The organism is Streptomyces dangxiongensis (assembly GCF_003675325.1).
Classification (GTDB): Bacteria; Actinomycetota; Actinomycetes; order Streptomycetales; family Streptomycetaceae; genus Streptomyces; species Streptomyces dangxiongensis.
The window spans coordinates 3,000,196-3,025,358 of the sequence record NZ_CP033073.1 but is presented as its reverse complement, the minus strand read 5'-3'; the positions used below and the strand labels follow the sequence as shown (position 1 = coordinate 3,025,358).

Here is a 25,163-nt window from a genome sequence, read left to right as displayed (position 1 = left end):
CCTACGTGTCGACAGCCTTACCCTGCGCACCAGAAGGTGGCACCAGAGATGGCCCGACACACCTCCCACCCGCATTCCGTCGCGCAGCGCGCCCTGATCGCCCTGGCGACCGCCGGAGCGGCCCTGGGCGCGGGGGCGGCGACGGCGTCCGCCGACTCGATCCCGGCCGCGGGTCCCACCCACCGCCCCGTGGATCTCGGCAACGTCGACCCGCAGGCGGGCACGCGCGCCGCGACCGGCATCCTCGGCCCGGTCACCGGTCCGGTCGCCGGCGTCAAGCCCAACCCGCTCGCGGGCACCGGCGTCGACCCGCTGGACAACGGCGTGGAAACCCAGGTCGCGGACTTCCGGCCCGTCTCGTCAAAGGCCCTGACGGGCCCTCTGGCCCAGGCCCCGTCGATCGGCAGCGTGCCGGTGGTGGGCGGGGCGCTGAGCGCGCTGGGCCGCTGAGGGCGCCCTCGGAAGCGGCGCGGGGAACCGTACGGCCCGCCGGGGCCGGCCTGCGGCCGGCCGGACGGGACGCCCGCGGTTTCCCGGCCGCGTCCCGTCGCGTCCCAGCGCCCCGTCACTCCACGTACGTCAGTACGACGAACCGGACGCGCCCAGCGATCCCGTCGGGTGCCAGACGGTCTTGGTCTCCAGGAAGGCGGCCATGCGGTCGGTCCCCGGCGTGCGGGAGTGGTCCACAGGCTGTGGACGGAGCACCCGCTTGAGGTTGTCCGCCGCCGCGATCTCCAGCTCCTTCGCCAGCTCCCCGTCGGCACCCGCGAGGTCGATCGCGTTGACGTCCTGGTGCGCGGCCAGCGGCGCGGCGATCTCCGCCGTACGACCGGACAGGATGTTGACCACACCGCCCGGGACGTCGGAGGTGGCCAGCACCTCGGCCAGGGACAGCGCGGGCAGCGGGGCCTTCTCGGAGGCCACCACGACCGCCGTGTTGCCGGTGGCGATCACCGGCGCCAGCACCGACACCAGACCGAGGAACGACGACTCCTGCGGGGCCACCACGGCGACCACGCCCGTCGGCTCGGGGGAGGAGAGGTTGAAGTAAGGGCCCGCGACCGGGTTGGCGCCCCCGAGCACCTGGGCGATCTTGTCGGTCCAGCCGGCGTACCAGACCCAGCGGTCGATCGTGGCCTCCACCTGCTCGGCGGCCGCCGACTTCGACAGGCCCTCCGCGTCGGCGACCTCGCGGACGAACTGCCCCCTGCGGCCCTCCAGCATCTCCGCCACGCGGTACAGGACCTGGCCGCGGTTGTACGCCGTCGCGCCGGACCAGCCGCCGAACGCCTTGCGCGCGGCCACGACCGCGTCACGGGCGTCCTTGCGGGAGGACTGCGGAGCGTTGGCCAGCCACTTGCCCTTCGAGTCCGTCACCTCGTACACCCGGCCGCTCTCGGAACGCGGGAACTTCCCGCCGACGTACAGCTTGTAGGTCTTGAAGACGCTCAGACGGTTGTGATCAGACATCGAGGTACGCCTCCAGGCCGTGACGGCCGCCCTCGCGGCCGAAGCCCGACTCCTTGTAGCCGCCGAACGGCGAGGCAGGGTCGAACTTGTTGAACGTGTTGGACCAGACGACACCGGCGCGCAGCTTGCCGGCGACGGCCAGGATCCGGGAGCCCTTCTCGGACCAGATGCCCGCCGACAGGCCGTACTGCGTGTTGTTCGCCTTGGCGACCGCCTCGTCGGGGGTGCGGAAGGTGAGCACCGACAGCACCGGGCCGAAGATCTCGTCACGCGCGACGGTGTGCGCCTGGGTGACGTTGGTGAAGAGCGTCGGCGCGAACCAGTAACCGGCCGACGGCAGTTCGCAGGCCGGGGACCAGCGTGTGGCGCCCTCCGCCTCGCCCTGCTCGGTCAGGGTGGTGATCCGCGCGAGCTGCTCGGCGGAGTTGATCGCGCCGATGTCGGTGTTCTTGTCCAGCGGGTCGCCGAGGCGGAGCGTGGACAGGCGGCGCTTGAGGGAGTCCAGCAGCTCGTCCTGGACCGACTCCTGCACGAGCAGGCGGGAGCCCGCGCAGCACACCTGGCCCTGGTTGAAGAAGATGCCGTTCACGATGCCCTCGACGGCCTGGTCGAGCGGGGCGTCGTCGAAGACGATGTTGGCGCCCTTGCCGCCCAGTTCGAGGGTGAGCTTCTTCCGCGTGCCGGCGACGGTCCGCGCGATCTCCTTGCCGACCGCCGTCGAACCGGTGAAGGCGACCTTGTTCACGTCCGGGTGCGCGACGAGCGCGGCGCCCGCGTCGCCGTAGCCCGGAAGGATGTTCACGACGCCCTTGGGCAGGCCCGCCTGGCGGCAGATGTCCGCGAAGAAGAGAGCGGAGAGGGGGGTGGTCTCCGCCGGCTTCAGGACGACCGTGTTGCCGGTCGCGAGTGCCGGGGCGATCTTCCACGCCAGCATCAGCAGCGGGAAGTTCCACGGGATGACCTGGCCGGCCACGCCCAGCGGCTGCGGAGCGGCACCGAACCCGGCGTGCTCCAGCTTGTCGGCCCAGCCCGCGTAGTAGAAGAAGTGCGCGGCGACCAGCGGGAGGTCCGCGTCGCGGGTCTCCCTGATCGGCTTGCCGTTGTCCAGCGTCTCCAGGACCGCCAGCTCGCGGCTGCGCTCCTGGATGATGCGGGCGATGCGGAACAGGTACTTGGCGCGCTCGGAGCCCGGCAGCGCCGACCACTTCCCGAACGCCGCGCGGGCGGCCCGGACGGCACGGTCGACGTCCTCGGCACCGGCCCGGGCGACCTCGGACAGCACCTCCTCGGTGGCCGGCGAGATGCTCTTGAACACCTTGCCGTCGGCCGCCTCCACGAACTCGCCGTCGATGAACAGGCCGTAGGAGGGGGCGATGTCGACGACGGAGCGGGACTCGGGCGCCGGTGCGTACTCGAATGCGGCGGACCGCTTCTCGATGGTCATGGTGATCAGTCCACCGTTACGTAGTCGGGGCCGGAGTAACGGCCGGTGGCCAGCTTCTGCCGCTGCATCAGCAGGTCGTTCAGGAGGGAGGAGGCGCCGAAGCGGAACCAGTGGTTGTCCAGCCAGTCCTCGCCGGCCGTCTCGTTGACGAGGACGAGGAACTTGACGGCGTCCTTGGAGGTGCGGATGCCGCCGGCCGGCTTCACACCGACCTGGACGCCGGTCTGGGCACGGAAGTCCCGCACGGCCTCCAGCATCAGCAGCGTGTTGGCGGGCGTGGCGTTGACCGCGACCTTGCCCGTGGAGGTCTTGATGAAGTCCGCACCCGCGAGCATGCCGAGCCAGGAGGCGCGGCGGATGTTGTCGTACGTGGACAGCTCGCCGGTCTCGAAGATCACCTTCAGCCGGGCGTCCGTCCCGCAGACCTGCTTCACGGCGACGATCTCGTCGTACACCTTCAGATACCGGCCCGCGAGGAACGCGCCCCGGTCGATGACCATGTCGATCTCGTCGGCACCGGCGGCGACGGCGTCCCGCACGTCGGCCAGCTTCACGTCGAGCGCGGCGCGGCCCGCCGGGAAGGCGGTGGCCACCGAGGCGACCTTCACGCCGGAACCGGCGACGGCCTCCTTGGCGACGGCCACCATGTCGGGATAGACGCAGACCGCGGCCGTGGTGGGGGCCGTCCGGTCCGTGGGGTCGGGGTGGACCGCCTTGGCGCCGAGCGCCCGGACCTTGCCCGGGGTGTCCGCGCCTTCCAGCGTCGTCAGGTCGACCATCGAGATGGCGAGGTCGATGGCGTACGCCTTCGAGGCGGCCTTGATCGAACGGGTGCCGAGAGACGCGGCGCGTGCCTCCAGGCCGACCGCGTCCACGCCGGGCAGCCCGTGCAGGAAGCGGCGCAGCGTGCTGTCGGACGCGGTGACGTCAGCGAGAGAGCTACCGCCCACGCGTTCGGCAGTGGGCGACTGTGCGGTGGGTGCAGTACTGGGCATGGTCACCAGACGAGCATATCTACGCGCGTAGCGGCTGTACACCCCCGCTCCCGTCCGGGCTCCCTACCACCGCCCGGCACCGTCGCACACATCACGGATGGGCGCCGGTTGCCGGGCGGTGGCCGCGCCGCCTGCGGTGTCGGGCAGAATCGGGGCCATGACCACCCCCGACCACCCGTCCCCCGCGGCACAGCCGCCGGCACCCGTCGTCAAGGACCGGGTCTACCGCTCGCCCCTGGCGCTCACCGGCGGTGCGCTGCTGCTCGTGGTCGTGCTGTGGCTGGGTTTCGACGCCCTGTTCAAGGGCCACGGCCGCACCCCCTGGCTGGCGCTGGCCGCGATGATCCTGATCCTGCCGCTGCTGATCGCCTTCACGCTGCGCCCGGCGGTCTTCGCCAACGAGGACCGGCTGCGGGTCCGCAACCCCTTCCGCGTGATCACCCTGCCCTGGGGCGAGGTCACCGCCCTGCGCTCCGGCTTCACCAACGAGGTCGTCGCCAGGTCCGGCGCCAAGTACCAGCTATGGGCCGTACCCGTCTCCCTGCGGGCCCGCAAGAAGGCGGCCCGCCGGCAGCAGCGGGCGGCGGCCGACGCGGCGCGCGGCGTCACGCCGGGCGGCTTCGGCGCCGGGGGCGGCGGGCTCGCACCGAGCGGCTTCGGCTTCGGCGGGTTCGGCCTGCGCGGCGGCGAGACCGGGCCGGGCCGGGCGCAGAGCGACCAGATCATGGACCATCTGAGGGAAGTGAGGGACCGGCGCTGCGAGGCCGACCAGGCCCAGGGCGAGCCGACGGTCCGCTGGGCGTACGAGGTGGCCGCACCCGCGGTGGCGGGGGCCGTACTGCTGGCGATCCTGCTGGCTGTGGGCTGAGGCGGCCTACGGGGGGGCAGGCCGGGGTCGCCGGGTGACCGGATGGCCGGGTGGCCGGGTGGCCGGATGGCCGGATGGTCAGACGGCTGGGTGACCCAGTGGCCGGATGGTCAGGTGACGGGGTGTCCAGCCGCCGGGTTGCCGGATGGGCGGGTGGCCGGGTGACGGGGTGTTCGGCCGCCGGGTTGCCGGATGGGCGGGTGGCCGGGTGCGGGACTGGCCGGGCGAGTGCCCGCCGGGGCCCTCGGGGCACACCGGCGGGCGGTCCGGGCGTCAGATGCCGGCAGCCGCCGACAGGTCCCGCCTGACGGCGTCCAGCAGCTCGGCCGCGCGGGCCCGGGCGGCCGGCAGGCCGGCGTGGTCCGCTACCGGTACGACGACCTCCAGGTAGCACTTCAGCTTCGGTTCCGTGCCGCTGGGACGGACGATGACACGGGCGCCGGTGAGGGTGTAGCGCAGGCCGTCGGTGGGCGGCAGCCGGTCCGTGCCCCGGCTGAGGTCCTCGGCCAGGGTGACCGGCAGACCGGCCAGCTCCGCCGGCGGCTGCTCGCGCAGGCGGCGCATCGCGTCGGCGATGAGGGAGAGGTCCTGGACGCGGACCGAAAGCTGGTCGGTGGCGTGCAGGCCGTGCTCGACGGCCAGGTCGTCGAGGAGGTCGAGCAGCGTACGGCCCTCCTCCTTGAGCACGGACGCCAGCTCGGTGATCGCCAGCGCGGCGGTGATGCCGTCCTTGTCGCGCACGCCCTCCGGGTCCACGCAGTAGCCGAGGGCCTCCTCGTAGCCGTAGCGCAGGCCGTCGACACGGGCGATCCACTTGAAGCCGGTCAGCGTCTCCTCGTACGGCAGCCCCGCCTTGCCGGCGATCCGGCCGAGGAGGGAGGAGGAGACGATCGACTCGGCGAAGGTGCCCCGCGCGCCGCGGCGGACCAGGTGGGCGGCGAGCAGGGCGCCGACCTCGTCACCGCGCAGCATGCGCCAGTCGCCGCCGTCCTTCACGGCCACCGCGCAGCGGTCCGCGTCCGGGTCGTTGGCGATGACCAGGTCCGGGTCGGTGGCCCGGGCCCGCGCGAACGCCAGGTCCATCGCGCCCGGCTCCTCCGGGTTCGGGAACGCGACCGTCGGGAAGTCCGGGTCCGGGTCGGCCTGCTCGGCGACCAGCACCGGCTCGGGGAAGCCGGCGCGGGCGAAGGCGGCCAGCAGGACGTCCCTGCCGACGCCGTGCATCGCCGTGTACACCGTGCGGGCGGTACGCGGGGAGCCGGCGCCCAGGACGGCGTCCGTACGGGCCAGATAGGCGTCCAGGACCGCGTCGTCCAGGGTCTCCCAGCCGGACTCCGGGCGCGGTACGTCGTGCAGGGAGGCGATCGCGTCGATCTCGGCGGCGATCTCCGCGTCGGCGGGCGGGACGATCTGGGAGCCGTCGCCGAGGTACACCTTGTAGCCGTTGTCCCGGGGCGGGTTGTGGCTGGCGGTGACCTCCACGCCCGCGACCGCGCCGAGGTGCCGTATGGCGAACGCCAGCACGGGCGTGGGCAGGGGGCGCGGGAGTACGGCCGCGCGCAGGCCGGCGCCGGTCATCACGGCGGCGGTGTCGCGGGCGAAGTCGGCGGACTTGTGGCGGGCGTCGTAGCCGATGACGACGAGCCCGGCGCCCTCGTCCCCGTGGGGGGTCCCGTTCTTCTTCAGGTACGCGGCGAGGCCCGCGGCGGCGCGGATGACGACGCCGCGGTTCATGCGCATGGGGCCGGCGCCGAGTTCGCCGCGCAGGCCGGCGGTGCCGAACTGGAGCGTGCCGGAGAAGCGGGCCGACAGCTCGGGCACGTCCCCGGCGTCGATCAGCTCGGCGAGTTCCTCACGGGTCTCCGCGTCGGGGTCCTCGGCCAGCCATGCCTTGGCCCGGGCGATGAGATCGTCGTGCACCTTGGGATCAACCTCTCCTGTGTTTGCCTGGTCCGCTGGGGGCTGCGCCCCCGGACCCCCGTCCTTGCCCACCCACGACCCGACTCGGTCGGCTGAAAAACGACCGAGCGGCCCCCCGGCCACCGGCGGTACCCGACGCCCCGCTCGACGCAGGACGCGCCTGCCGCGCCCCGCGCGACGCAGAGCGCGGCAGCCGCCTCCCGCTCGACGCAGGACGCGGCAGCCGCGTCTCCTGAACGCGACGCGAGTACCGCGCCGCAGCTCAGATGCGGCCCAGTACCTGGCCCAGTAGCTGGCCCATCCGGGCGGCCGAGTCGCGGCCGGCCTGGAGGACCTCCTCGTGGTTGAGGGGCTCGCCGGTCATGCCCGCGGCGAGGTTGGTGACCAGGGAGATGCCCAGGACCTCGGCGCCGGCCTCGCGGGCGGCGATGGCCTCCAGGACCGTGGACATGCCCACCAGGTCCGCGCCGATGACGCGGGCCATGCGGATCTCGGCCGGGGTCTCGTAGTGCGGGCCGGGGAACTGGGCGTAGACGCCCTCCTCCAGCGTGGGGTCGATCTCCTTGCACAGGGCGCGCAGGCGGGGCGAGTAGAGGTCCGTCAGGTCGACGAAGTTCGCGCCGACGATCGGGGAGGTCGCCGTCAGGTTGATGTGGTCGCTGATCAGCACGGGCTGGCCGGGGCGCATGCCCTCGCGCAGACCGCCGCAGCCGTTGGTGAGCACGATGGTCTTGCAGCCGGCGGCGACGGCGGTACGCACCCCGTGGGCGACGGCGGCGACGCCACGGCCCTCGTAGTAGTGGGTGCGGCCCAGGAAGACCAGGGCCCGCTTGGCACCGAAGGTGTACGAGCGGACCTTGCCGCCGTGCCCCTCGACGGCCGGCGGCGGGAAGCCGGGCAGCTCGGTGACCTGGAACTCGGCGTCGGGGGCGCCCAGGGCGTCGACGGCCGGAGCCCAGCCGGAGCCCATCACGAGGGCGACGTCGTGGGTCTCGGCACCGGTCAGCGCGCGCAGGCGCGCGGCGGCGGCGTCGGCGGCGGCGTAGGGGTCGCCCTGGATGTCGTCCGGAAGGAGAGATGCGTTCACGCCGTCGAGAGTAACCGGTCTTCGCCTACGCGCGTAGATGACAGACCCCACGGGAATCGCTTCGTTGTCTTGTCGTTTTCCACGAAGGGCGGGCGAAAGCGGCGGAAGACGGCGCAAAACCGCTGAACAGGACAGGCGCCGGTCCTGCGGGGGCCGGCTCAGCAGGGGCGCTTGCGCAGCTCCATCACGTAGTCGTGCGGAGCGCCCGCCGACTCCGCGGCGTCGGCGATCTCGCCGAGGTAGCGGGCGGAGGGCAGACCGCCCTCGTATCCGTCGAGGACGTACGCCCACGACGGTTCCTCGCCGTCCAGGGTGTGCGCGCGCACGCGTACGCGCCGGTAGATCCCGAGGCCGACGCCCTCCCACCGGTCGAGCGACTCCTCGTCCATGGGCGCGAGGTCGTACAGGCCGACGAAGACCTGCGCCAGCGGGTCCTCGACGATCGTCGCCAGCGCGCCCTCCCAGCCGAGCTGCTCGCCGCCGAAGGTCAGCCGCCAGCCGTTCAGCCAGCCGGTGGCGCGCAGCGGGGAGTGCGGGGCGCGGCGGGACATCAGCCGCGCGTCGAGGTTGCCGGCGTACGCGGCATAGAGCGCCATGGACAGAGGGTACGGCAGCCGCACCGCACGCCTCCCGCGACCCGGGAGTGCGCCTGTGACGCCCCCGGGCAGTAGCACCTTGAAGCGTGCGGGACAATGGGGTACGTGACTCGGATCGTGATCATCGGTGGCGGACCCGGCGGATACGAGGCGGCCCTGGTGGCCGCCCAGCTCGGCGCGGAGGTGACCGTCGTCGACTGCGACGGTCTGGGCGGGGCGTCGGTGCTGACCGACTGCGTGCCGTCGAAGACCCTAATCGCAACGGCCGAGGTGATGACCACCTTCGACTCCTCCTACGAGGAGCTGGGCATCATCGTCGCCGACGACACCCCGCCCCTGGAGCAGGCGGCCCGGGTGGTCGGTGTGGACCTGGGCAAGGTCAACCGCCGGGTGAAACGCCTCGCGCTCGCCCAGTCCCACGACATCACCGCCTCCGTCACCCGCGCCGGCGCCCGGGTCATGCGCGGACGGGGCCGGCTGGACGGCATGCAGGCCCTCGACGGGTCCCGCAAGGTCGTCGTCAGCACCGCCGACGGCAGCGAGGAGACCCTCGACGCCGACGCCGTCCTCATCGCCACCGGCGGTCACCCGCGCGAGCTGCCGGACGCGCAGCCCGACGGCGAGCGCATCCTGAACTGGACGCAGGTCTACGACCTCACCGAGCTGCCGGAAGAGCTGATCGTGGTCGGTTCCGGTGTGACCGGTGCCGAGTTCGCGGGCGCCTACCAGGCCCTCGGGTCGAAGGTCACCCTGGTGTCGTCCCGGGACCGGGTGCTGCCCGGGGAGGACCCGGACGCCGCCGTCGTCCTGGAGGACGTCTTCCGGCGCCGCGGCATGAACGTCATGGCCCGCTCCCGCGCGCAGTCCGCCAAGCGCGTCGGCGACCGGGTCGAGGTGACGCTGGCCGACGGCCGGGTCATCACCGGCTCCCACTGCCTGATGGCCGTCGGCGCCGTCCCGAACAGCGCGGGGCTGGGCCTGGAGGAGGCCGGCGTCAAGCTGCGCGAGTCGGGGCACATCTGGACCGACAAGGTGTCCAGGACGACCGCTCCCGGTGTCTACGCGGCCGGTGACGTGACGGGTGTGTTCGCCCTCGCGTCCGTCGCCGCCATGCAGGGACGCATCGCCATGTACCACTTCCTCGGCGACGCGGTGACCCCGCTGAACCTGAAGACGGTCTCCTCCAACGTCTTCACCGACCCCGAGATCGCCACCGTCGGCTACACGCAGTCGGACGTCGACGCGGGCAAGATCGACGCCCGGGTCGTGAAGCTGCCCCTCCTGCGCAACCCGCGCGCGAAGATGCAGGGCATCCGGGACGGCTTCGTGAAGATCCTCTGCCGGCCGGGCACGGGCATCGTCGTCGGCGGTGTGGTCGTCGCGCCGCGCGCCTCGGAACTCATCCACCCCATCTCGATCGCCGTCGACAACAATCTGACGGTCGAGCAGATCGCGAAGGCCTTCACGGTGTACCCCTCGCTCTCGGGGTCGATCGCGGAGGTCGCCCGGCAGCTCCACACGCGCAAGGCGGGCGCCGAGGCCTGACCGGCCGGATCCGGCGGCCCGCCGGTCACGAAGAGTCGTGGCGTGTGCGTACGGCATAGTCGGGGCGGATAGGCCCTATATCACCTCCGCCCCCACCATGCGAACAACTTCTGTTATTCGGCGCATACTGCTGAAACCAGACGGTCGCTGGGGTTACTGTCAGTTTCGTGTTCGCTGCTGAACGTCGCCAATTGATCCTCGAAATGGTGCGAGCGAACGGTGCCGTGTCGCTCCGTGAACTCGCCCGCGTCGTCCAGACCTCCGAAGTGACCGTACGGCGGGACGTGCGCGCACTGGAGGCAGAAGGACTCCTCGACCGCCGGCACGGCGGTGCGGTACTGCCGGGCGGGTTCACGCGAGAGTCCGGCTTTCCGCAGAAATCCCATCTCGCGACCGCCGAGAAGACGGCCATCGCCGACCTCGCCGCGGGCCTCGTCGAAGAGGGCGAGGCCATCGTGGTCGGCGCGGGTACCACCACGCAGGAGCTGGCCCGCCGGCTCGCGCGGGTGCCCGGACTGACCGTCGTCACCAACTCCCTGCTGGTGGCCCAGGCCCTCGCCCACGCCAACCGGGTGGAGGTCGTGATGACCGGCGGCACCCTGCGCGGCTCCAACTACGCCCTCGTCGGCTCCGGCGCCGAGCAGTCCCTCCAGGGGCTGCGCGTGTCCCGGGCCTTCCTGTCCGGGAGCGGGCTCACCGCCGAGCGCGGGCTGTCCACGTCCAACATGCTCTCGGCCTCCGTCGACCGGGCACTCGTGCAGGCCGCCGCGGAGGTCGTGGTCCTCGCCGACCACACCAAGCTCGGCACGGACACCATGTTCCAGACCGTGCCGACGGACCTCATCACCCGCCTGGTCACCGACGAGCCGCCGCCGCACGACGACCGCGCCGCCACGGAGTTGCAGGCGCTCGCCGACCAGGGGGTGCAGATCGCCGTGACGGGGGCGAACGGGAACTCGGGGGGTGAACCAGGGCCCGCGGCGCGGCGCGCTCCCCTGCCGGGGCCCAGAAGGGGGCACGTGCCGCTCCGCTCCGCGGGGCTCGGGGAGCAGTCGGCCGGGTCCGACCGGGGTCGGGTGGCCGACCTGCGCCGCCGGTAGCCGCCGTACGCCTCGCCGGCCGCGGCACACCGCCTCCCACGGCCCCCCCCCCCCGGGCCGGCAGGCACCGCCAGGCGCGGCACGGGTGACGGGTGGACGCGAACGCCCGGTGGACCGACGTCGGTCCACCGGGCGTTCGCGCGTGCCCTACGGCTCAGTCCTTGATCTCGCAGATCGCCGCGCCCGACGTGACGGACGCACCGACCTCGGCGCTCAGGCCCTTGACGGTGCCCGCCTTGTGCGCGTTGAGGGGCTGCTCCATCTTCATGGCCTCCAGGACGACGACCAGATCGCCTTCCTGGACCTCCTGGCCCTCCTCTACCGCGATCTTGACGATCGTGCCCTGCATGGGCGAGGCGAGGGTGTCACCGGAGGCGACGGGCCCGGACTTCTTCGCCGCCCGCCGCTTGGGCTTCGCACCGGCCGCCAGACCCGTGCGGGCCAGGCTCATGCCGAGCGAGGAGGGCAGGGACACCTCCAGGCGCTTGCCGCCGACCTCGACGACGACCGTCTCCCGGCCCAGCTCCTCCTCCGCCTCGGCGTCGGCGGGGGCGGTGAAGGGCTTGATGTCGTTGACGAACTCGGTCTCGATCCACCGGGTGTGGACCGTGAAGGGGTCCGTGGAACCGGTGAGCTCCGGGGCGAAGGCGGGGTCGGTGACCACCTTGCGGTGGAAGGGGATCGCGGTGGCCATGCCCTCGACCTGGAACTCCTCCAGGGCACGGGCGGCCCGCTGGAGGGCCTCCGCGCGGGTGCGGCCGGTCACGATCAGCTTGGCCAGCAGCGAGTCCCAGGCCGGGCCGATGACGCTGCCGGACTCCACGCCCGCGTCCAGCCGGACACCGGGACCGGACGGCGCCGCGAACGCGGTGACCGTGCCGGGGGCGGGCAGGAAGTTGCGGCCGGGGTCCTCGCCGTTGATGCGGAACTCGAAGGAGTGTCCCCGCAGGACCGGGTCGTCGTAGCCGAGTTCCTCGCCGTCGGCGATGCGGAACATCTCGCGCACCAGGTCGATGCCGGCGACCTCCTCGGTCACCGGGTGCTCGACCTGGAGGCGGGTGTTGACCTCCAGGAAGGAGATGGTGCCGTCCTGGCCGACGAGGAACTCGCACGTGCCGGCGCCCTCGTAGCGGGCCTCGCGCAGGATCGCCTTCGACGCCCGGTACAGCTCCGCCATCTGCGCCTCGGACAGGAAGGGCGCGGGGGCCTCCTCGACCAGCTTCTGGTGGCGGCGCTGGAGGGAGCAGTCACGCGTGGACACGACGACGACGTTGCCGTGCTTGTCGGCCAGGCACTGGGTCTCCACGTGGCGGGGCCGGTCGAGGTAGCGCTCGACGAAGCACTCGCCGCGGCCGAACGCGGCGACCGCCTCGCGGACGGCCGACTCGTACAGCTCCGGGACCTCCTCCAGCGTCCGGGCGACCTTCAGGCCGCGGCCACCGCCGCCGAACGCCGCCTTGATGGCGATCGGCAGGCCGTTCTCCCGGGCGAAGTCGACGACCTCGTCGGCGCCGCTCACCGGGTCGGGGGTGCCCGCCACCAGGGGGGCACCGGCGCGCTGGGCGATGTGGCGGGCGGCCACCTTGTCGCCGAGGTCGCGGATGGCCTGCGGGGGCGGGCCGATCCAGATCAGACCGGCGTCGAGCACGGCCTGGGCGAATTCGGCGTTCTCCGAGAGGAAGCCGTATCCGGGGTGGACGGCGTCCGCACCGGACTCCCGGGCGGCCCTCAGGACCTTGTCGATGTCCAGATAGCTGGTGGCCGGGGTGTCACCGCCCAGGGCGAACGCCTCATCCGCGGCGCGGACATGCAGAGCGTCCCGGTCCGGGTCGGCGTAGACGGCCACGCTCGCGATCCCGGCGTCCCGGCAGGCCCGGGCCACGCGGACAGCGATTTCGCCACGGTTGGCGATGAGCACCTTGCGCACGATTGAGGCTCCCTCCTTGAAACAAGCCGAGTTTAGGGACTGCCGACACGGCACTTCGACCCGTCCCCACTGGTGAGCTTGCCCACACGGAGCGTGATGCGAGGCTCGCCCTACCCGCGAAAGCCCTTGTCGCACCGCTGTACGCAGGACTCCTGCGGAAAACCCTAGCCCCGCCGTGTGGTCAAGGTCTCTGTGAGAGCGTGCTGCGGCCCACTCCGATTCTTTGTCGAGTCCCTACGAATGGCCCAATGATTCTTTGCTGCCGCCCGAACCCTTGTCCCTGGGTTTACCCGTTAGTAGCGTTCGAGCTGTCCCGAACGTACCTGAGGTAACAGGCTGCTGGTGTGAGAGTGGGTGGGGGCCGGTGGTGCGCAGACCGGTGGCGTGGCTCGTGGCGGTCGTCCTGCTGGCGGAGGCGGTCCTCGTCGCGGCGGTCAACTGGATCATGGGGACGGTCGTCGACCGGCAGCACATGTCCCTGGCCGGCCTCGACCCGTCCGTGATGGCGACGTCCTCGAAGGTCGGCGGCATCGTCTTCGGCGCCTACTTCGCGCTGTGCGCGCTGGTGGCCCTGCTCGTGGCGGTCCGCGACCGCGCCCCGGCCGGTTTCGGCCGGGTCCTGCTGATCAGCGCGGCCGTGGTGCACGGCCTGCTCGGCGCGTTCGCCTGGGGGCTGGTCGGCTGGACGGCGTTCCTGTTCATGGTCGTCGTCCTCGGGCTGATCGTCCTGCTCCTGATGACGTACGACCGCGCGGACGGGTCGCAGGGCGCCGCCCCGGGCCCGGCGCCCGGGGCGGCCGGCGGGCCGGCCACGCGGGCCGGGCCGGGCGCGTCCCCCGCCGGCGCGGACGCGCCGACGGACCGTACGGACCAGCCGCGGGACGGGGACGAGGAGCCGCAGGACTCCGTCCCCGCCCAGTTCACCCGCCCGGCGCCCACAACTCCGTGATGCCCACGCCGAGGCGCGCCAGGAGCTTGCGGACCAGGGGCAGGCTGATGCCGATCACGTTGCCGTGGTCACCCTCGATGCCCTCGATGAACGGCGCCGAACGGCCGTCCAGGGTGAACGCCCCGGCGACGTGGAGGGGCTCGCCGGAGGCCACGTACGCGGCGACCTCCTCGTCGCTCGGGTCGCCGAAGCGGACGACGGTGGAGGCGGTCGCGGACACATAACGCCCGGCCTCGGTGTCCCACACGCAGTGGCCGGTCTGGAGCACGCCGGCCCGCCCGCGCATCGCCTTCCAGCGGGCGGTGGCCTCCTCGGCGTCGGCGGGCTTGCCGAGCGCCCTGCCGTCCAGCTCCAGCACCGAGTCGCAGCCGATCACCAGGGCGCCCCGCACCTCCGGCTTCGCCGCGACGACCGAGGCCTTCGCCTCGGCCAGGGCGAGCGCCAGCTCCGCCGGGGTGGGGGCGGTGACGGCGTCCTCGTCGACGCCGCTCACGATCACCTCGGGGGCGAGGCCGGCCTGCCGGAGCAGACCGAGCCGGGCGGGGGACTGGGAGGCGAGTACGAGTCGCCTGCGGTGCGTGTCAGTCATGCCGTCAGGTTAGTCAGCACCGGCCCGCAGGCTCACCTCAGACCGATGACGACCATGATCAGGACCATGGCCGAGGCCAGGAAGAGGCCGAGCCGCCGCAGCATGTCCTGCGCGTCGCGCAGCTCTTCGGGCGGCTCGTTCTCAGGGTCTGACCACAGCATCCTCCCAGCGTGCGGCGCCGGTGGCCGCGGTGCCTGAGTACCCGTACTCAAGTTGCGCCGGGCCGCCCCTCAGCTCGGCCAGTAGGTGCGGGTCCAGGACGCCGGGCCCGGCGCGGGCACGCGGGCGTCCGCGATCCGCGCCGGGTCGGCCCACGCGTCCCTCGGGCCTTCCGCACCGGACGGCGCGGTCGCCGCCGCGGCGGCGCGGACGCGGACCACCGCCAGGGCGGCGGCCAGCTCCTCGGGGGTCGGGTTGCCTCGTACGACCTTGATGTTCATGACCGCTCCCAGGGTCCGCGGGGCCTAGAGGGGGATGTTGCCGTGCTTCTTCGGAGGCAGGGATTCCCGCTTGGTGCGCAGTTGACGCAGCCCGCGGACGATGTGGGCGCGGGTGTCCGACGGCATGATCACCGCGTCGATGTAGCCGCGCTCGGCCGCGACGTAGGGGTTGAGGAGGGTGTCCTCGTACTCCTGGATCAGCCGGGCGCGCACCACCTCGGCGTCCTCGCCCGTCTCCGCCGCCTCCGCGATGGTCCGCCGGTGCAGGATGTTGACCGCGCCCTGGGCGCCCATGACGGCGATCTGGGCGGTGGGCCAGGCGAGGTTGAGGTCGGCGCCGAGGTGCTTGGAACCCATGACGTCGTAGGCACCGCCGAAGGCCTTGCGGGTGATCACGGTGATCAGCGGGACGGTGGCCTCGGCGTAGGCGTAGATGAGCTTGGCGCCGCGCCGGATGATGCCGTCGTGCTCCTGGCCGACGCCCGGCAGGAAGCCGGGGACGTCCACGAAGGTCAGCACCGGCAGGTTGAAGGCGTCGCAGGTCCGCACGAACCGCGCCGCCTTCTCGCTGGCGGTGATGTCCAGGCAGCCGGCGAACTGCATCGGCTGGTTGGCGACGATGCCGACGGGACGGCCCTCGACCCGGCCGAAGCCGGTGAGGATGTTCGGCGCGAACAGCGCCTGCGTCTCGAAGAACTCGGCGTCGTCCAGGACGTGCTCGATCACCGTGTGCATGTCGTACGGCTGGTTCGCGCTGTCCGGCACGACGGTGTCCAGCTCACGGTCCTCGTCGCCGACGCTGAGGTCCGCCTCCTCGGGGAAGACCGGGGGTTCGGAGAGGTTGTTGGACGGCAGGTACGACAGTAGCTGCTTGACGTACTCGATGGCGTCCTTCTCGTCCCCGGCCATGTGGTGGGCCACGCCCGAGGCGGTGTTGTGGGTCCTGGCCCCGCCCAGCTCCTCGAAGCCGACGTCCTCACCGGTGACGGTCTTGATGACGTCCGGGCCGGTGATGAACATGTGCGAGGTCTGGTCGACCATGACCGTGAAGTCGGTGATGGCCGGCGAGTAGACGGCACCGCCGGCGCACGGGCCGACGACCAGGCTGATCTGCGGGATGACCCCGGAGGCGTGCGTGTTGCGGCGGAAGATCTCGCCGTACGCGCCGAGGGAGGCGACCCCCTCCTGGATCCGGGCGCCGCCGGAGTCGTTGATGCCGATGACCGGGCAGCCGGTCTTCAGCGCGAAGTCCATGACCTTGACGATCTTCTGGCCGTAGACCTCGCCGAGCGCCCCGCCGAAGACGGTGAAGTCCTGCGAGAACACGGCGACCGGCCGGCCGTCCACCGTGCCGTACCCGGTGACGACACCGTCCCCGTACGGCCGGTTGTTCTCCAGCCCGAAGTTGGTCGACCGGTGCCGGGCGAACTCGTCCAGCTCGACGAACGACTCCTCGTCGAGCAGCAGCTCGATCCGCTCACGGGCCGTCAGCTTGCCCTTGGCGTGCTGCTTCTCGACGGCGCGCGCGGAGCCGGCGTGCGTCGCCTCGTGGATGCGCCGCTGGAGATCCGCGAGCTTGCCCGCGGTCGTGTGGATATCGATCTTTTCGATCTCGTGACGCTCTTCCGGCTCGGACATCGGGATGCGGCTCCCTGCCTGCTCAAAAGGGGGGACGGTTACTCATCCGTAGCGTAGTGGCGTGCCTACCGATCAGCACTGCGTCGTTTACCACACCTAGGGTGGCTTGCATGACGCCGCACAATCCATCAGACGACAGCCGCTGGTCCGACCTGGACCGCCCGCCTCTGAACGCCACGGCACTGCGGCGGGGGCTGATCCGGGAGGGCAGCCTGTACCGCGCCGTCGAGGTCGTGCAGCGGACCGGTTCCACCAACTCCGACCTCGCCGCGCGGGCCGCCGCCGGCACCGCCGACGAGGGCACGGTCCTCGTGGCGGAGGAGCAGACCGCCGGCCGGGGCCGGCTGGACCGGCAGTGGACGGCGCCGCCGCGCTCCGGCCTGTTCTTCTCCGTCCTGCTCAAGCCCGCCGAGGTGCCCGTGGCCCGCTGGGGCTGGCTCCCGCTGCTGACCGGGGTCGCCGTCGCGACCGGGCTGTCCCGGGCGGCCGGCGTCGACACGGCACTCAAGTGGCCGAACGACCTGCTGCTGACCGTGGACGGTGAGGAACGCAAGGCCGGCGGCATCCTCGCGGAGCGGGCCGGCACGGACGGCGTCGTCATCGGCGTCGGCATCAACGTCACCCTCCGGGCGGACGAACTCCCGGTCCCGCAGGCGGGCTCCCTCGCCCTGGCCGACGCGATCAGCACGGACCGCGATCCGCTGCTGCGGGCGGTGCTGCGGTCACTGGAGGACTGGTACCGGCGCTGGTGCGCCGCCGGCGGCGATCCCGGGGCGAGCGGCCTCCAGGAGGCGTACACGGCGGGCTGCGCGACCCTCGGCCGGGTCGTGCGCGCGGAGCTGCCGGGCGACCGGTCGCTCGTGGGGGAGGCCGTGGCGCTGGACGGTGACGGCCGGCTGGTCATCGCCACGGAGCAGGGCGTGCAGGAACCGGTGGGAGCGGGGGACATCGTCCATCTGCGGCCCGCGTGACGGCCGGGGGACGCCCAGCGAGGGCCGGGGTGCCGGCCAGGGCCCGTGTGGGCGGGACGAGCCCGGGCCCGCATTGGCGAACAGCCGGGGTCCGTGTCGGCGGCACAGGCCGGGCCCGCGTGGGAGGGACCGTCCGGGTCCGCGGTGGCGAGCCGGCCAGGGGCCGTGTGGGCGAACCGGCCAGGGTGCCTGTCGGCGGGACGAGCCAGGGTCCGGGTGGGCAGGCGCGGGCCGGGTCCGCGTGGGCGGGACGTTCTGGACCCGTGTGGGTGGGAGGGTCCGGGTCCGCGTCGGAAGGGCAGTCCGTACCGCCTTCCGGGAGCGCGGGAAACCGTGCGATCGGCCACGATGGACGGGCGGGCGGCAACGGCGACACGCCGCCCCCCGGCCGGACGCCGGGGCCCGGGGGGAACGCCCGCCGCAGCTCCGGGCACCAATTCACCCCCCAACGACAACCGTGCCGCCGGCCGAACCCGACGGAGTGAGCTGGCGCACACCTGCCGTAGAGTTGAGCGCGGTCGATACCTGACCGCGGCAGATCGGAAGGGCAGCAGGCGTGACCGTCGACGACACGGGCTCCGGCGCGGGCGGGGACGGCCGGTTGGACCCCCACGCCCCCGACACCGGCGAGGACCCGCTGGCCCTGCGGCTCGAACAGCTCATCCTGGGCGCCGAGCGCCGCTACACCCCGTTCCAGGCCGCCCGCAGCGCCGGCGTCTCCATGGAACTGGCCTCTCGTTTCTGGCGGGCCATGGGCTTCGCGGACATAGGCCAGGCCAAGGCCCTCACCGAGGCCGACGTCCTCGCCCTGCGCCGCCTCGCCGGCCTGGTGGAGGCGGGCCTGCTGAGCGAGGCCATGGCGGTACAGGTGGCCCGGTCCACGGGACAGACCACCGCCCGGTTGGCCGAGTGGCAGATCGACTCTTTCCTGGAGGGCCTGACCGAGCCCCCCGAGCCGGGGATGACGCGCACCGAGGTGACGTACCCGATCGTCGAACTGCTCCTGCCCGAGCTGGAGGAGTTCCTGGTCTACGTCTGGCGCCGCCAGCTCGCCGCGTCGGCCGGCCGGGTCGTGCAGACCGCCGACGACGAGGAGATGGTCGACCGCCGGCTCGCCGTCGCCTTCGCCGACCTCGTGGGGTTCACCCGGCTCACCCGCCGGATGGAGGAGGAGGAGCTGGGCGAGCTGGTGGAGGCCTTCGAGACCACCGCCGCGGACCTCGTGGCGGCGCGCGGCGGCCGGCTCATCAAGACCCTCGGCGACGAGGTGCTCTACGCGGCGGACGACGCGGGCACGGCCGCCGACATCGCGCTGCGGCTGGTGGAGACGCTGGCCAACGACGAGACGATGCCGGAGCTGCGGGTGGGCATGGCGTTCGGCACGGTCACCACCCGGATGGGCGATGTGTTCGGTACGACGGTGAACCTGGCGTCCCGGCTGACCTCGATAGCCCCGCGCGACGCCGTCCTCGTCGACAGCGCCTTCGCCGAGGAGCTGATCCGCACCGGCGAGGCGCCCGCCTCGGAGGCGGAGGCGGCCGAGGCCGCGGCAGCCGCGGAGAAGGAGGGCGAGGACCCGCCGGTGTACCGCTTCGCGCTCCAGCCGATGTGGCAGCGTCCGGTGCGCGGGCTCGGCGTGGTCGAACCGTGGCTGCTCACGCGCCGTGACGGCGCCCCTTGACCGACATCCCCTGACCGACACTTCCTGACCACGGCCCGCGCGACCCCCTCGTACCGCTGGCCGCTCGTGTCCACGCACAGGCGGATCACCGGCAGGCAGATCCCGCCCGGACCGTGCCCCGGCGGGCGGTGGCTCGGCGGCGGGCTCGGTGGGGGGCTGGGCGTCGGCGTCACCGGGGCGGGTGCAGTCGGCGAGGGCCGCGGAGTACTGCTGTGCGGGCCGGGGCCGCCGGTCGGGCCGCCGGTCGGGCCGGTGGCCCGACCGGTGGCCGGGACAGCGGTCGGTACGGCGGTGGCGCCGGCCGGCGTGCCGGGCCGTGCCCGGAGCGGCGGGGACCGGCGAGCCCGCTCCGTCGGCCGCCGGCGTCCCACCGGGACCCCCGCCGCCCATGACGGAGGCCGCCGGAGGCAGCGCGCTGGTGGTGGTGCCGATGCTGGCGACGGCCCTCGCCGAGCGGTCCGGCACCCCGCCGCCCGGTCCGGGCCGGGACACGGCCTCCGCCGTCCCCGGCGCCCCGACCCCCGGGTCCGGGGCGACCCGGACCAGACTGAGCACCCCCGCGACCAGCGCGAGACAGCCGACGGCGAGCAGCACCCCGCGGGGCCGCCCCCTGCGGTGCCGCCCACGGCGTACCCCCCACCTGTTCTGCGGCGTCCGGCCCGGCGCGTGTCCCCGCTTCAGCACGGGCCGCGCAGGTATCGGTGTCATGGGTCCCCTCTCCGCCGCGCGCCCGGGGCGCGCCATGGCGGAGCGCACGCTATGCGCTCCCGTGGGCGATACGGGCCGGGACAACCGGGATGTCACTCGAACGGGCGTAGCCCTCTGGGCTTCCCGGGACGGGGCGGGGCTGCGATGATCGAGCGGACGGTCAGTTAACCCGCGTTAACCGGAGGGGTGTCATGAGCGAGGAGCGGTTCGGGGAGTCCGTGCTGGTGCGGCGGCACGGGCACGTCGCGGAGCTGGTGCTGGACCGGCCCAAGGCCATGAACGCCGTCTCGACGGAGATGGCCCGTTCCCTCGCGGGGGCGTGCACCGCGCTCGCCGCCGGCCGGGACGCCCGGGTGGTCGTCCTGACCTCGTCGCACGAACGGGCGTTCTGCGTCGGGGCGGACCTGAAGGAGCGGAACTCCTTCACCGACGCGGATCTCGTACGGCAGCGGCCGGTGGCGCGGGCGGCCTATACCGGGGTGCTGGAGCTGCCGATGCCGACGATCGCCGCCGTGCACGGCTTCGCGCTGGGCGGCGGATTCGAGCTGGCGCTGTCCTGCGACCTGATCGTGGCCGACCGTACGGCCGTGGTGGGGCTGCCGGAGGTGTCCGTGGGCGTGATCCCGGGCGGTGGCGGTACGCAGCTACTGCCGCGGCGGGTCGGGGCGGCGCGCGCGGCCGAGCTGATCTTCTCCGCGCGTCGGGTGGAGGCGGCCGAGGCGGCCGAGCTGGGTCTGGTGGACCGGCTGGTCGGGGAGGGGTGCGACCGCGAGGAGGCGCTGGCACTGGGCGAGCGGATCGCCGGGAACTCCCCGGTGGGCCTGCGTGCGGCGAAGCGCGCCCTGCGGCTGGGACACGGGCTGGACCTGCGGGCCGGCCTGGAGGTGGAGGACGCGGCCTGGCGCTCGGTGGCGTTCTCGGCCGACCGGGCGGAAGGAGTGGCGGCCTTCAACGAGAAGCGCACCCCCCAGTGGCCGGGCGAGTAACGGCCCCGAATCATCCCCGCCCCCGACCAGCGCCCAAAGGGGCGCGGGGAACGGCGCGCCCAGCCACAACCGGACCCGCACCCGACGACGCACCCGACAACGAACCCCCGCTTCACCCCCCCGGCGACCGCCCGCCTCACCCACGGTAGGGCGAATCCCCTGTTTCCTCCCTAACCTGGATGAATGGGTGAGGACAACCGGCTCGTCGCGGTCGTGACGCTGGCGCAGGGCATGGCGGCGGCGCACACCCCACGGGAGTGCTGGCAGGCCGCCGCCGTCGGCGCCTGCCGCGCGCTGGACGGCAGCTTCGCCGCGCTGTCGGTGTGGGAGCGGGGCCTGGGCCGCCTGCGGGTGCTGGTGAACGTGGGGGACCGCGCCCCGGACGAGGAGCAGTTCCCGGAGTCCGAGGCCTACCCGGTGCACCAGTTCCCGGAGATCACCGAGTTCCTGCACGAGCGGTGGGCGGGCGGTGGCGGGCCCAACGCGTGGGTGGAGACGGCCGAGGGCGCCGCCGCCGGCACCCCCGGTTACCTGCACCAGCGGGTCGCCGCCCTGCGCCGCCGGGGCCGCGGCTGCTGCGTCGTCGCCCCTGTCGTCCTGCACGGCAGGGCATGGGGCGAGTTGTATGTGGCCCGCGCGATCGGGGAGCCGCTGTTCGGCCGCCCGGACGCCGACTTCGCCACCGTACTGGCCGCGGTCGTCGCCGCCGGGATCGCGCAGACCGAGCGGCTGGAGGAGGCCCGCCGGCTGGCGTTCACCGACGCGCTGACCGGCCTGGCCAACCGCCGCGCCGTGGACGTGAGCCTGGAGGAGGCCGTCGAGCGGCACCGCAGCGAGGGAGTGGCCGTCAGTCTCGTCGTCTGCGACCTCAACGGGCTCAAGCGGGTCAACGACACCCTGGGCCACGCCGTCGGCGACCGCCTCCTCGAACGGTTCGGCTCGGTGCTGTCGCTGTGCGGGGCGATGGTGCCGGGCGCGCTGGCCGCGCGGCTGGGCGGGGACGAGTTCTGTCTGCTGGCGGTCGGGCAGTCCGCCGACGACGTCGCCAAGGCCGCGGACGAGTTGTGCCGACGGGCGGCCGAGCTGGAACTGGGGGAGGGGGTGGCGTGCGGGGTCGCCTCGACCGAGGACCCGATCGGACAGGTGCGGGACGCCCGCCGGCTGTTCCGGCTCGCCGACGCCGCCCAGTACCGGGCCAAGGCCCTGCGCGCCGACCGGCCGGTGGTGGCGGGCCGGGAGGGGCCGGACGATCCGGTCGTACGGCTGGCGGACGAGCCGCCGCCCGCGCGCGGCGAACGGCGCCGGTTCCGCGGGCGCCGGCCGTGAGGCGAAGCCCACACCCCGCGGTAAGGGTCACACCGGCACTCCACTAGTGACATCGCCACATTCAATGCGTACGCTCCTGAATATGGATATGCACACTGTGGTGGTGGGGACGTCCGGTGTCACGGCGTCCGACGTTCTCGCCGTGGCGCGCGGCGGTGCCCGCATCGAACTGTCGGAGCAGGCGGTGGCGGCCCTCGCGGCGGCCCGGGAGATCGTGGAGGCGCTGGCGGCCAAGCCCGAGCCGGTCTACGGCGTCTCCACCGGCTTCGGCGCGCTGGCGACCCGGCACATCAGCCCGGAACTCCGTGCCCAGTTGCATTGCAACATCGTCCGCTCGCACGCCGCCGGCATGGGCCCGCGGGTGGAGCGCGAGGTCGTACGGGCCCTGATGTTCCTGCGGCTGAAGACCGTCTGCTCCGGGCACACCGGCGTCCGGCCCGAGGTCGCGCAGACCATGGCCGACGTGCTGAACGCCGGGATCACCCCGGTCGTGCACGAGTACGGCTCCCTCGGCTGCTCCGGCGACCTCGCCCCGCTCTCCCACTGCGCCCTGACCCTGATGGGAGAGGGCGACGCGGAGGGCCCCGACGGCACCGTCCGCCCCGCGGGCGAGCTGCTGGCCGAGCACGGCATCCGGCCCGTCGAACTGCGCGAGAAGGAGGGCCTGGCCCTCCTCAACGGCACCGACGGCATGCTCGGCATGCTGGTCATGGCCCTCGCCGACCTCGACACCCTCTACAAGTCCGCCGACATCACCGCCGCCCTCAGCCTGGAGGCGCTGCTCGGCACGGACAAGGTGCTCGCGCCCGAGCTGCACGCCATCCGGCCGCACCCGGGCCAGGGCGCCAGCGCCGCCAACATGCTGGCCGTGCTGGAGGGTTCGCAGCTCACCGGGCACCACCAGGACGACGCGCCGCGCGTCCAGGACGCCTACTCGGTGCGCTGCGCCCCGCAGGTCGCCGGCGCCGGACGCGACACGATCGCGCACGCCCGCCTGGTCGCCGAGCGGGAACTCGCCTCCGCCGTCGACAACCCCGTGGTGCTCCCGGACGGGCGCGTGGAGTCCAACGGCAACTTCCACGGCGCTCCCGTGGCCTACGTCCTGGACTTCCTCGCCGTCGCCGCCGCCGACCTCGGCTCCATCGCCGAGCGCCGCACCGACCGGTTGCTGGACAAGAACCGCAGCCACGGCCTGCCGCCGTTCCTCGCCGACGACGCCGGCGTCGACTCCGGCCTGATGATCGCCCAGTACACGCAGGCCGCGCTGGTCAGCGAGATGAAGCGGCTCGCCGTACCGGCCTCCGCGGACTCCATCCCGTCCTCCGCCATGCAGGAGGACCACGTGTCCATGGGCTGGTCGGCCGCGCGCAAGCTGCGCACCGCCGTGGACAACCTCACCCGGATCATCGCCGTCGAGCTGTACGCGGCCACCCGGGCCGTCGAGCTGCGCGAGGGCCTCACCCCGGCGCCCGCCTCGCGGGCGGTCATCGAGGCCGTACGGGCCGCGGGTGTGCAGGGGCCCGGTCCGGACCGGTTCCTGGCGCCCGACCTGGCCGCCGCCGACGCGTTCGTGCGCAGCGGTGACCTCGTGACGGCCGCGGAGAAGGTCACCGGCCCGCTCCGGTGAACGCGCGGGGGCCCCGGCCGTGGCCGGGGCCCCTTCGCGTCATGTCACGTCACGCGCGCCGGACGAGGCGTCACTTCAGCTTGGCCGCCTGGGCCTTCACGACCGGAGCGGACACCGTGTAGGGCTTCTTGCCCATCATCGCGCCGATGTTGATCGTGGTGTAGGTGGCGAGGGTGGAGCCGTGCCGCACGACCTCGGCGTGCAGCGGCAGGGCGCCGTCCTTGCCCGCGTCGTTGGTCGCGGTGAAGGCCACCGACGCGTCACCCGTGCCGGAGGACTTCTCCTCGGCGACCTTGGTGAACTTGCCCTTCTCGCCGGCCTGCTGGCCGGAGAACCCGCCCGCGCAGGCCTTGACCGCGTCGGAGACCGACGTCAGGGCCTGCTCCGCGCCGCCGCCGTCGTACGAGGCGAGCGTGACGACGGTGACGTCCAGGTCCATGGATTTGCTGATCGCGTCCTCGAACCTGCCGTCGCTCGGGTCGCCCCCGGAGGTGGCGCCGGCCGTGGGGGCCTTCTTGTCCTGCGTGGCCATGCGGCTGGTGTTCGCCGCCGGGTCGCCGGGCGCGATGCCGGTGAACGCGCGCAGCAGCGGCTCGCACTTGGCGTCGTCCGCCGTGACCTTGTCCTTGGTGGGCAGACCGCCCTCGACCGCGCCGACCTTGAACCCGGGCACCCCGCCCTTGGCGATGATCAGTTTCTTCAGCTCGGCGGCGCTCAGCGCCTTCGCGGCCGGGTTCGCCGCGTCCTTGCCCTTGCCGTCCCGGGAGTCCTTCGACCCGTCGGCACAGCCCGTGGCGAGGGCGAGCGACAGCACGCTCACAGCCGCGGTGGCGCACAGCCGCACGCCCGATGATCTCTTCATGTGCGAACTATGTGCGGGCTGTCAAAGATTCGTCAAGGACGGTTAAAACCCCAGGCGTTCCCGGCGTACCGAATACACGACGAAACCGGCGCCCACGGAGAGGAAGAGACTCCCGCCGACGACGTACGGGGTCGTGTCCGGGCTTCCCGTGTCGGCCAGTTCGGTGCCGTCCTCCGCCTCCCGTGCGGTGACCGCCGTGCCGGTGGCGTCGGTGGCCGCCCCGGTCACCGCTCTCGCCTGCGTGACCCGCGTCGGCGCGGACGTGTCCGCCGCCCTGCTCTCCGGGGCGGTCTGCGAGGCGTTCGCGGACGGGACGAACCACAGGGCGCACAGCAGGGTGCCCGCGGCGGTGGCGGTCAGCAGCGGACGGCGAACGGATGACACGGAATATCGATCCCCTTGTGACGCTGGCGAATTGGCCGTGTGGGGCGATG

At 73.1% G+C, this 25,163-nt stretch carries 23 protein-coding genes; 10 read left to right on the top strand and 13 right to left on the bottom strand.

The window, feature by feature from the left end; all coding sequences use genetic code 11:
* The first annotated feature begins 48 nt into the window (after positions 1-48).
* Positions 49-450 carry a hypothetical protein gene (locus tag D9753_RS13320; RefSeq protein ID WP_121787228.1) on the top strand — a complete coding sequence of 134 codons (402 nt, stop codon included), beginning with the start codon at positions 49-51 and terminating at the stop codon, positions 448-450.
* Positions 451-579: 129 nt separating this feature from the next.
* Here the strand turns inward: D9753_RS13320 and D9753_RS13315 are convergent, their stop codons facing one another.
* The 3 genes from D9753_RS13315 to deoC are packed head-to-tail and all read right to left on the bottom strand — an operon-like array spanning position 580 to position 3,909.
* Positions 580-1,470: an aldehyde dehydrogenase family protein gene (locus tag D9753_RS13315; RefSeq protein ID WP_121787227.1), complete on the bottom strand. Its 891-nt coding sequence runs from the start codon at positions 1,468-1,470 to the stop codon at positions 580-582.
* Complete coding sequence (locus D9753_RS13310; RefSeq protein ID WP_121787226.1) at positions 1,463-2,914, bottom strand: aldehyde dehydrogenase family protein; 1,452 nt, start codon at positions 2,912-2,914, stop codon at positions 1,463-1,465. The genes D9753_RS13315 and D9753_RS13310 overlap by 8 nt, the downstream gene beginning before the upstream one ends.
* 5 nt (positions 2,915-2,919) lie before the next feature.
* On the bottom strand, positions 2,920-3,909 hold the full coding sequence (gene deoC / locus D9753_RS13305; RefSeq protein WP_121791049.1) for a deoxyribose-phosphate aldolase: 990 nt from the start codon (positions 3,907-3,909) through the stop codon (positions 2,920-2,922).
* Positions 3,910-4,066: 157 nt separating this feature from the next.
* Here deoC and D9753_RS13300 point away from each other — a divergent pair, with 157 nt between their 5' ends.
* A complete protein-coding gene (locus D9753_RS13300) occupies positions 4,067-4,777 on the top strand; it encodes a PH domain-containing protein (RefSeq protein ID WP_121787225.1) in 711 nt (236 codons plus the stop codon).
* A 273-nt stretch (positions 4,778-5,050) separates the two neighbouring features.
* Here D9753_RS13300 and D9753_RS13295 read toward each other — a convergent pair whose 3' ends face one another.
* The 3 genes from D9753_RS13295 to D9753_RS13285 form a co-directional block, all read right to left on the bottom strand.
* Positions 5,051-6,697 carry a phospho-sugar mutase gene (locus tag D9753_RS13295; RefSeq protein ID WP_121787224.1) on the bottom strand — a complete coding sequence of 549 codons (1,647 nt, stop codon included), beginning with the start codon at positions 6,695-6,697 and terminating at the stop codon, positions 5,051-5,053.
* Positions 6,698-6,959: 262 nt separating this feature from the next.
* Positions 6,960-7,784: a purine-nucleoside phosphorylase gene (locus D9753_RS13290; RefSeq protein ID WP_121787223.1), complete on the bottom strand. Its 825-nt coding sequence runs from the start codon at positions 7,782-7,784 to the stop codon at positions 6,960-6,962.
* Between the two features lie 158 nt (positions 7,785-7,942).
* Positions 7,943-8,380 (bottom strand): gamma-glutamylcyclotransferase, encoded by a 438-nt coding sequence (locus D9753_RS13285; protein ID WP_121791048.1) that lies wholly within the window; start codon positions 8,378-8,380, stop codon positions 7,943-7,945.
* Between the two features lie 96 nt (positions 8,381-8,476).
* Between D9753_RS13285 and D9753_RS13280 the strand changes: the two genes are divergently transcribed.
* The gene (locus D9753_RS13280) at positions 8,477-9,925 is read left to right on the top strand and encodes an NAD(P)H-quinone dehydrogenase (protein WP_121787222.1); all 1,449 of its coding nucleotides are present in this window, start codon (positions 8,477-8,479) and stop codon (positions 9,923-9,925) included.
* A 203-nt stretch (positions 9,926-10,128) separates the two neighbouring features.
* Positions 10,129-11,025 (top strand): DeoR/GlpR family DNA-binding transcription regulator, encoded by an 897-nt coding sequence (locus D9753_RS13275; protein WP_240468132.1) that lies wholly within the window; start codon positions 10,129-10,131, stop codon positions 11,023-11,025.
* A gap of 154 nt (positions 11,026-11,179) precedes the next feature.
* Here D9753_RS13275 and D9753_RS13270 read toward each other — a convergent pair whose 3' ends face one another.
* The gene (locus D9753_RS13270) at positions 11,180-12,952 is read right to left on the bottom strand and encodes an acetyl/propionyl/methylcrotonyl-CoA carboxylase subunit alpha (protein WP_121787220.1); all 1,773 of its coding nucleotides are present in this window, start codon (positions 12,950-12,952) and stop codon (positions 11,180-11,182) included.
* 364 nt (positions 12,953-13,316) lie between these two features.
* Between D9753_RS13270 and D9753_RS13265 the strand changes: the two genes are divergently transcribed.
* The gene (locus D9753_RS13265; RefSeq protein ID WP_240468131.1) at positions 13,317-13,901 is read left to right on the top strand and encodes a hypothetical protein; all 585 of its coding nucleotides are present in this window, start codon (positions 13,317-13,319) and stop codon (positions 13,899-13,901) included.
* Here the strand turns inward: D9753_RS13265 and D9753_RS13260 are convergent.
* From D9753_RS13260 to D9753_RS13245, 4 genes are all read right to left on the bottom strand, one after another.
* The gene (locus D9753_RS13260) at positions 13,873-14,490 is read right to left on the bottom strand and encodes a Maf family protein (protein WP_121787219.1); all 618 of its coding nucleotides are present in this window, start codon (positions 14,488-14,490) and stop codon (positions 13,873-13,875) included. The genes D9753_RS13265 and D9753_RS13260 overlap by 29 nt on opposite strands.
* Before the next feature lie 32 nt (positions 14,491-14,522).
* A complete protein-coding gene (gene mmpB / locus D9753_RS38675) occupies positions 14,523-14,651 on the bottom strand; it encodes a morphogenic membrane protein MmpB (RefSeq protein WP_121787218.1) in 129 nt (42 codons plus the stop codon).
* A gap of 69 nt (positions 14,652-14,720) precedes the next feature.
* The gene (locus D9753_RS13250) at positions 14,721-14,930 is read right to left on the bottom strand and encodes an acyl-CoA carboxylase epsilon subunit (RefSeq protein ID WP_121787217.1); all 210 of its coding nucleotides are present in this window, start codon (positions 14,928-14,930) and stop codon (positions 14,721-14,723) included.
* A gap of 24 nt (positions 14,931-14,954) precedes the next feature.
* A complete protein-coding gene (locus D9753_RS13245) occupies positions 14,955-16,568 on the bottom strand; it encodes an acyl-CoA carboxylase subunit beta (protein ID WP_121787216.1) in 1,614 nt (537 codons plus the stop codon).
* Positions 16,569-16,678: 110 nt separating this feature from the next.
* Between D9753_RS13245 and D9753_RS13240 the strand changes: the two genes are divergently transcribed.
* The 5 genes from D9753_RS13240 (at position 16,679) to hutH (ending at position 23,867) form a co-directional block, all read left to right on the top strand.
* Positions 16,679-17,539, top strand: coding sequence for a biotin--[acetyl-CoA-carboxylase] ligase (locus D9753_RS13240; protein ID WP_121787215.1), 861 nt, complete (start codon positions 16,679-16,681; stop codon positions 17,537-17,539).
* 556 nt (positions 17,540-18,095) lie between these two features.
* Positions 18,096-19,220: an adenylate/guanylate cyclase domain-containing protein gene (locus D9753_RS13235; RefSeq protein WP_121787214.1), complete on the top strand. Its 1,125-nt coding sequence runs from the start codon at positions 18,096-18,098 to the stop codon at positions 19,218-19,220.
* Between the two features lie 899 nt (positions 19,221-20,119).
* Complete coding sequence (locus D9753_RS13225; RefSeq protein WP_121787213.1) at positions 20,120-20,914, top strand: enoyl-CoA hydratase/isomerase family protein; 795 nt, start codon at positions 20,120-20,122, stop codon at positions 20,912-20,914.
* Between the two features lie 183 nt (positions 20,915-21,097).
* Positions 21,098-22,240 (top strand): GGDEF domain-containing protein, encoded by a 1,143-nt coding sequence (locus D9753_RS13220; protein ID WP_121787212.1) that lies wholly within the window; start codon positions 21,098-21,100, stop codon positions 22,238-22,240.
* Positions 22,241-22,328: 88 nt separating this feature from the next.
* Positions 22,329-23,867 carry a histidine ammonia-lyase gene (gene hutH, locus D9753_RS13215; protein ID WP_121787211.1) on the top strand — a complete coding sequence of 513 codons (1,539 nt, stop codon included), beginning with the start codon at positions 22,329-22,331 and terminating at the stop codon, positions 23,865-23,867.
* 70 nt (positions 23,868-23,937) lie between these two features.
* On the opposite strand, the gene D9753_RS13210 is transcribed toward hutH, so the two are convergent.
* Together D9753_RS13210 and D9753_RS13205 are read right to left on the bottom strand one after the other, a co-directional pair.
* Positions 23,938-24,729: a hypothetical protein gene (locus D9753_RS13210; RefSeq protein WP_240468130.1), complete on the bottom strand. Its 792-nt coding sequence runs from the start codon at positions 24,727-24,729 to the stop codon at positions 23,938-23,940.
* A 42-nt stretch (positions 24,730-24,771) separates the two neighbouring features.
* Complete coding sequence (locus D9753_RS13205) at positions 24,772-25,113, bottom strand: LAETG motif-containing sortase-dependent surface protein (RefSeq protein WP_121787209.1); 342 nt, start codon at positions 25,111-25,113, stop codon at positions 24,772-24,774.
* Positions 25,114-25,163: the final 50 nt, after the last annotated feature.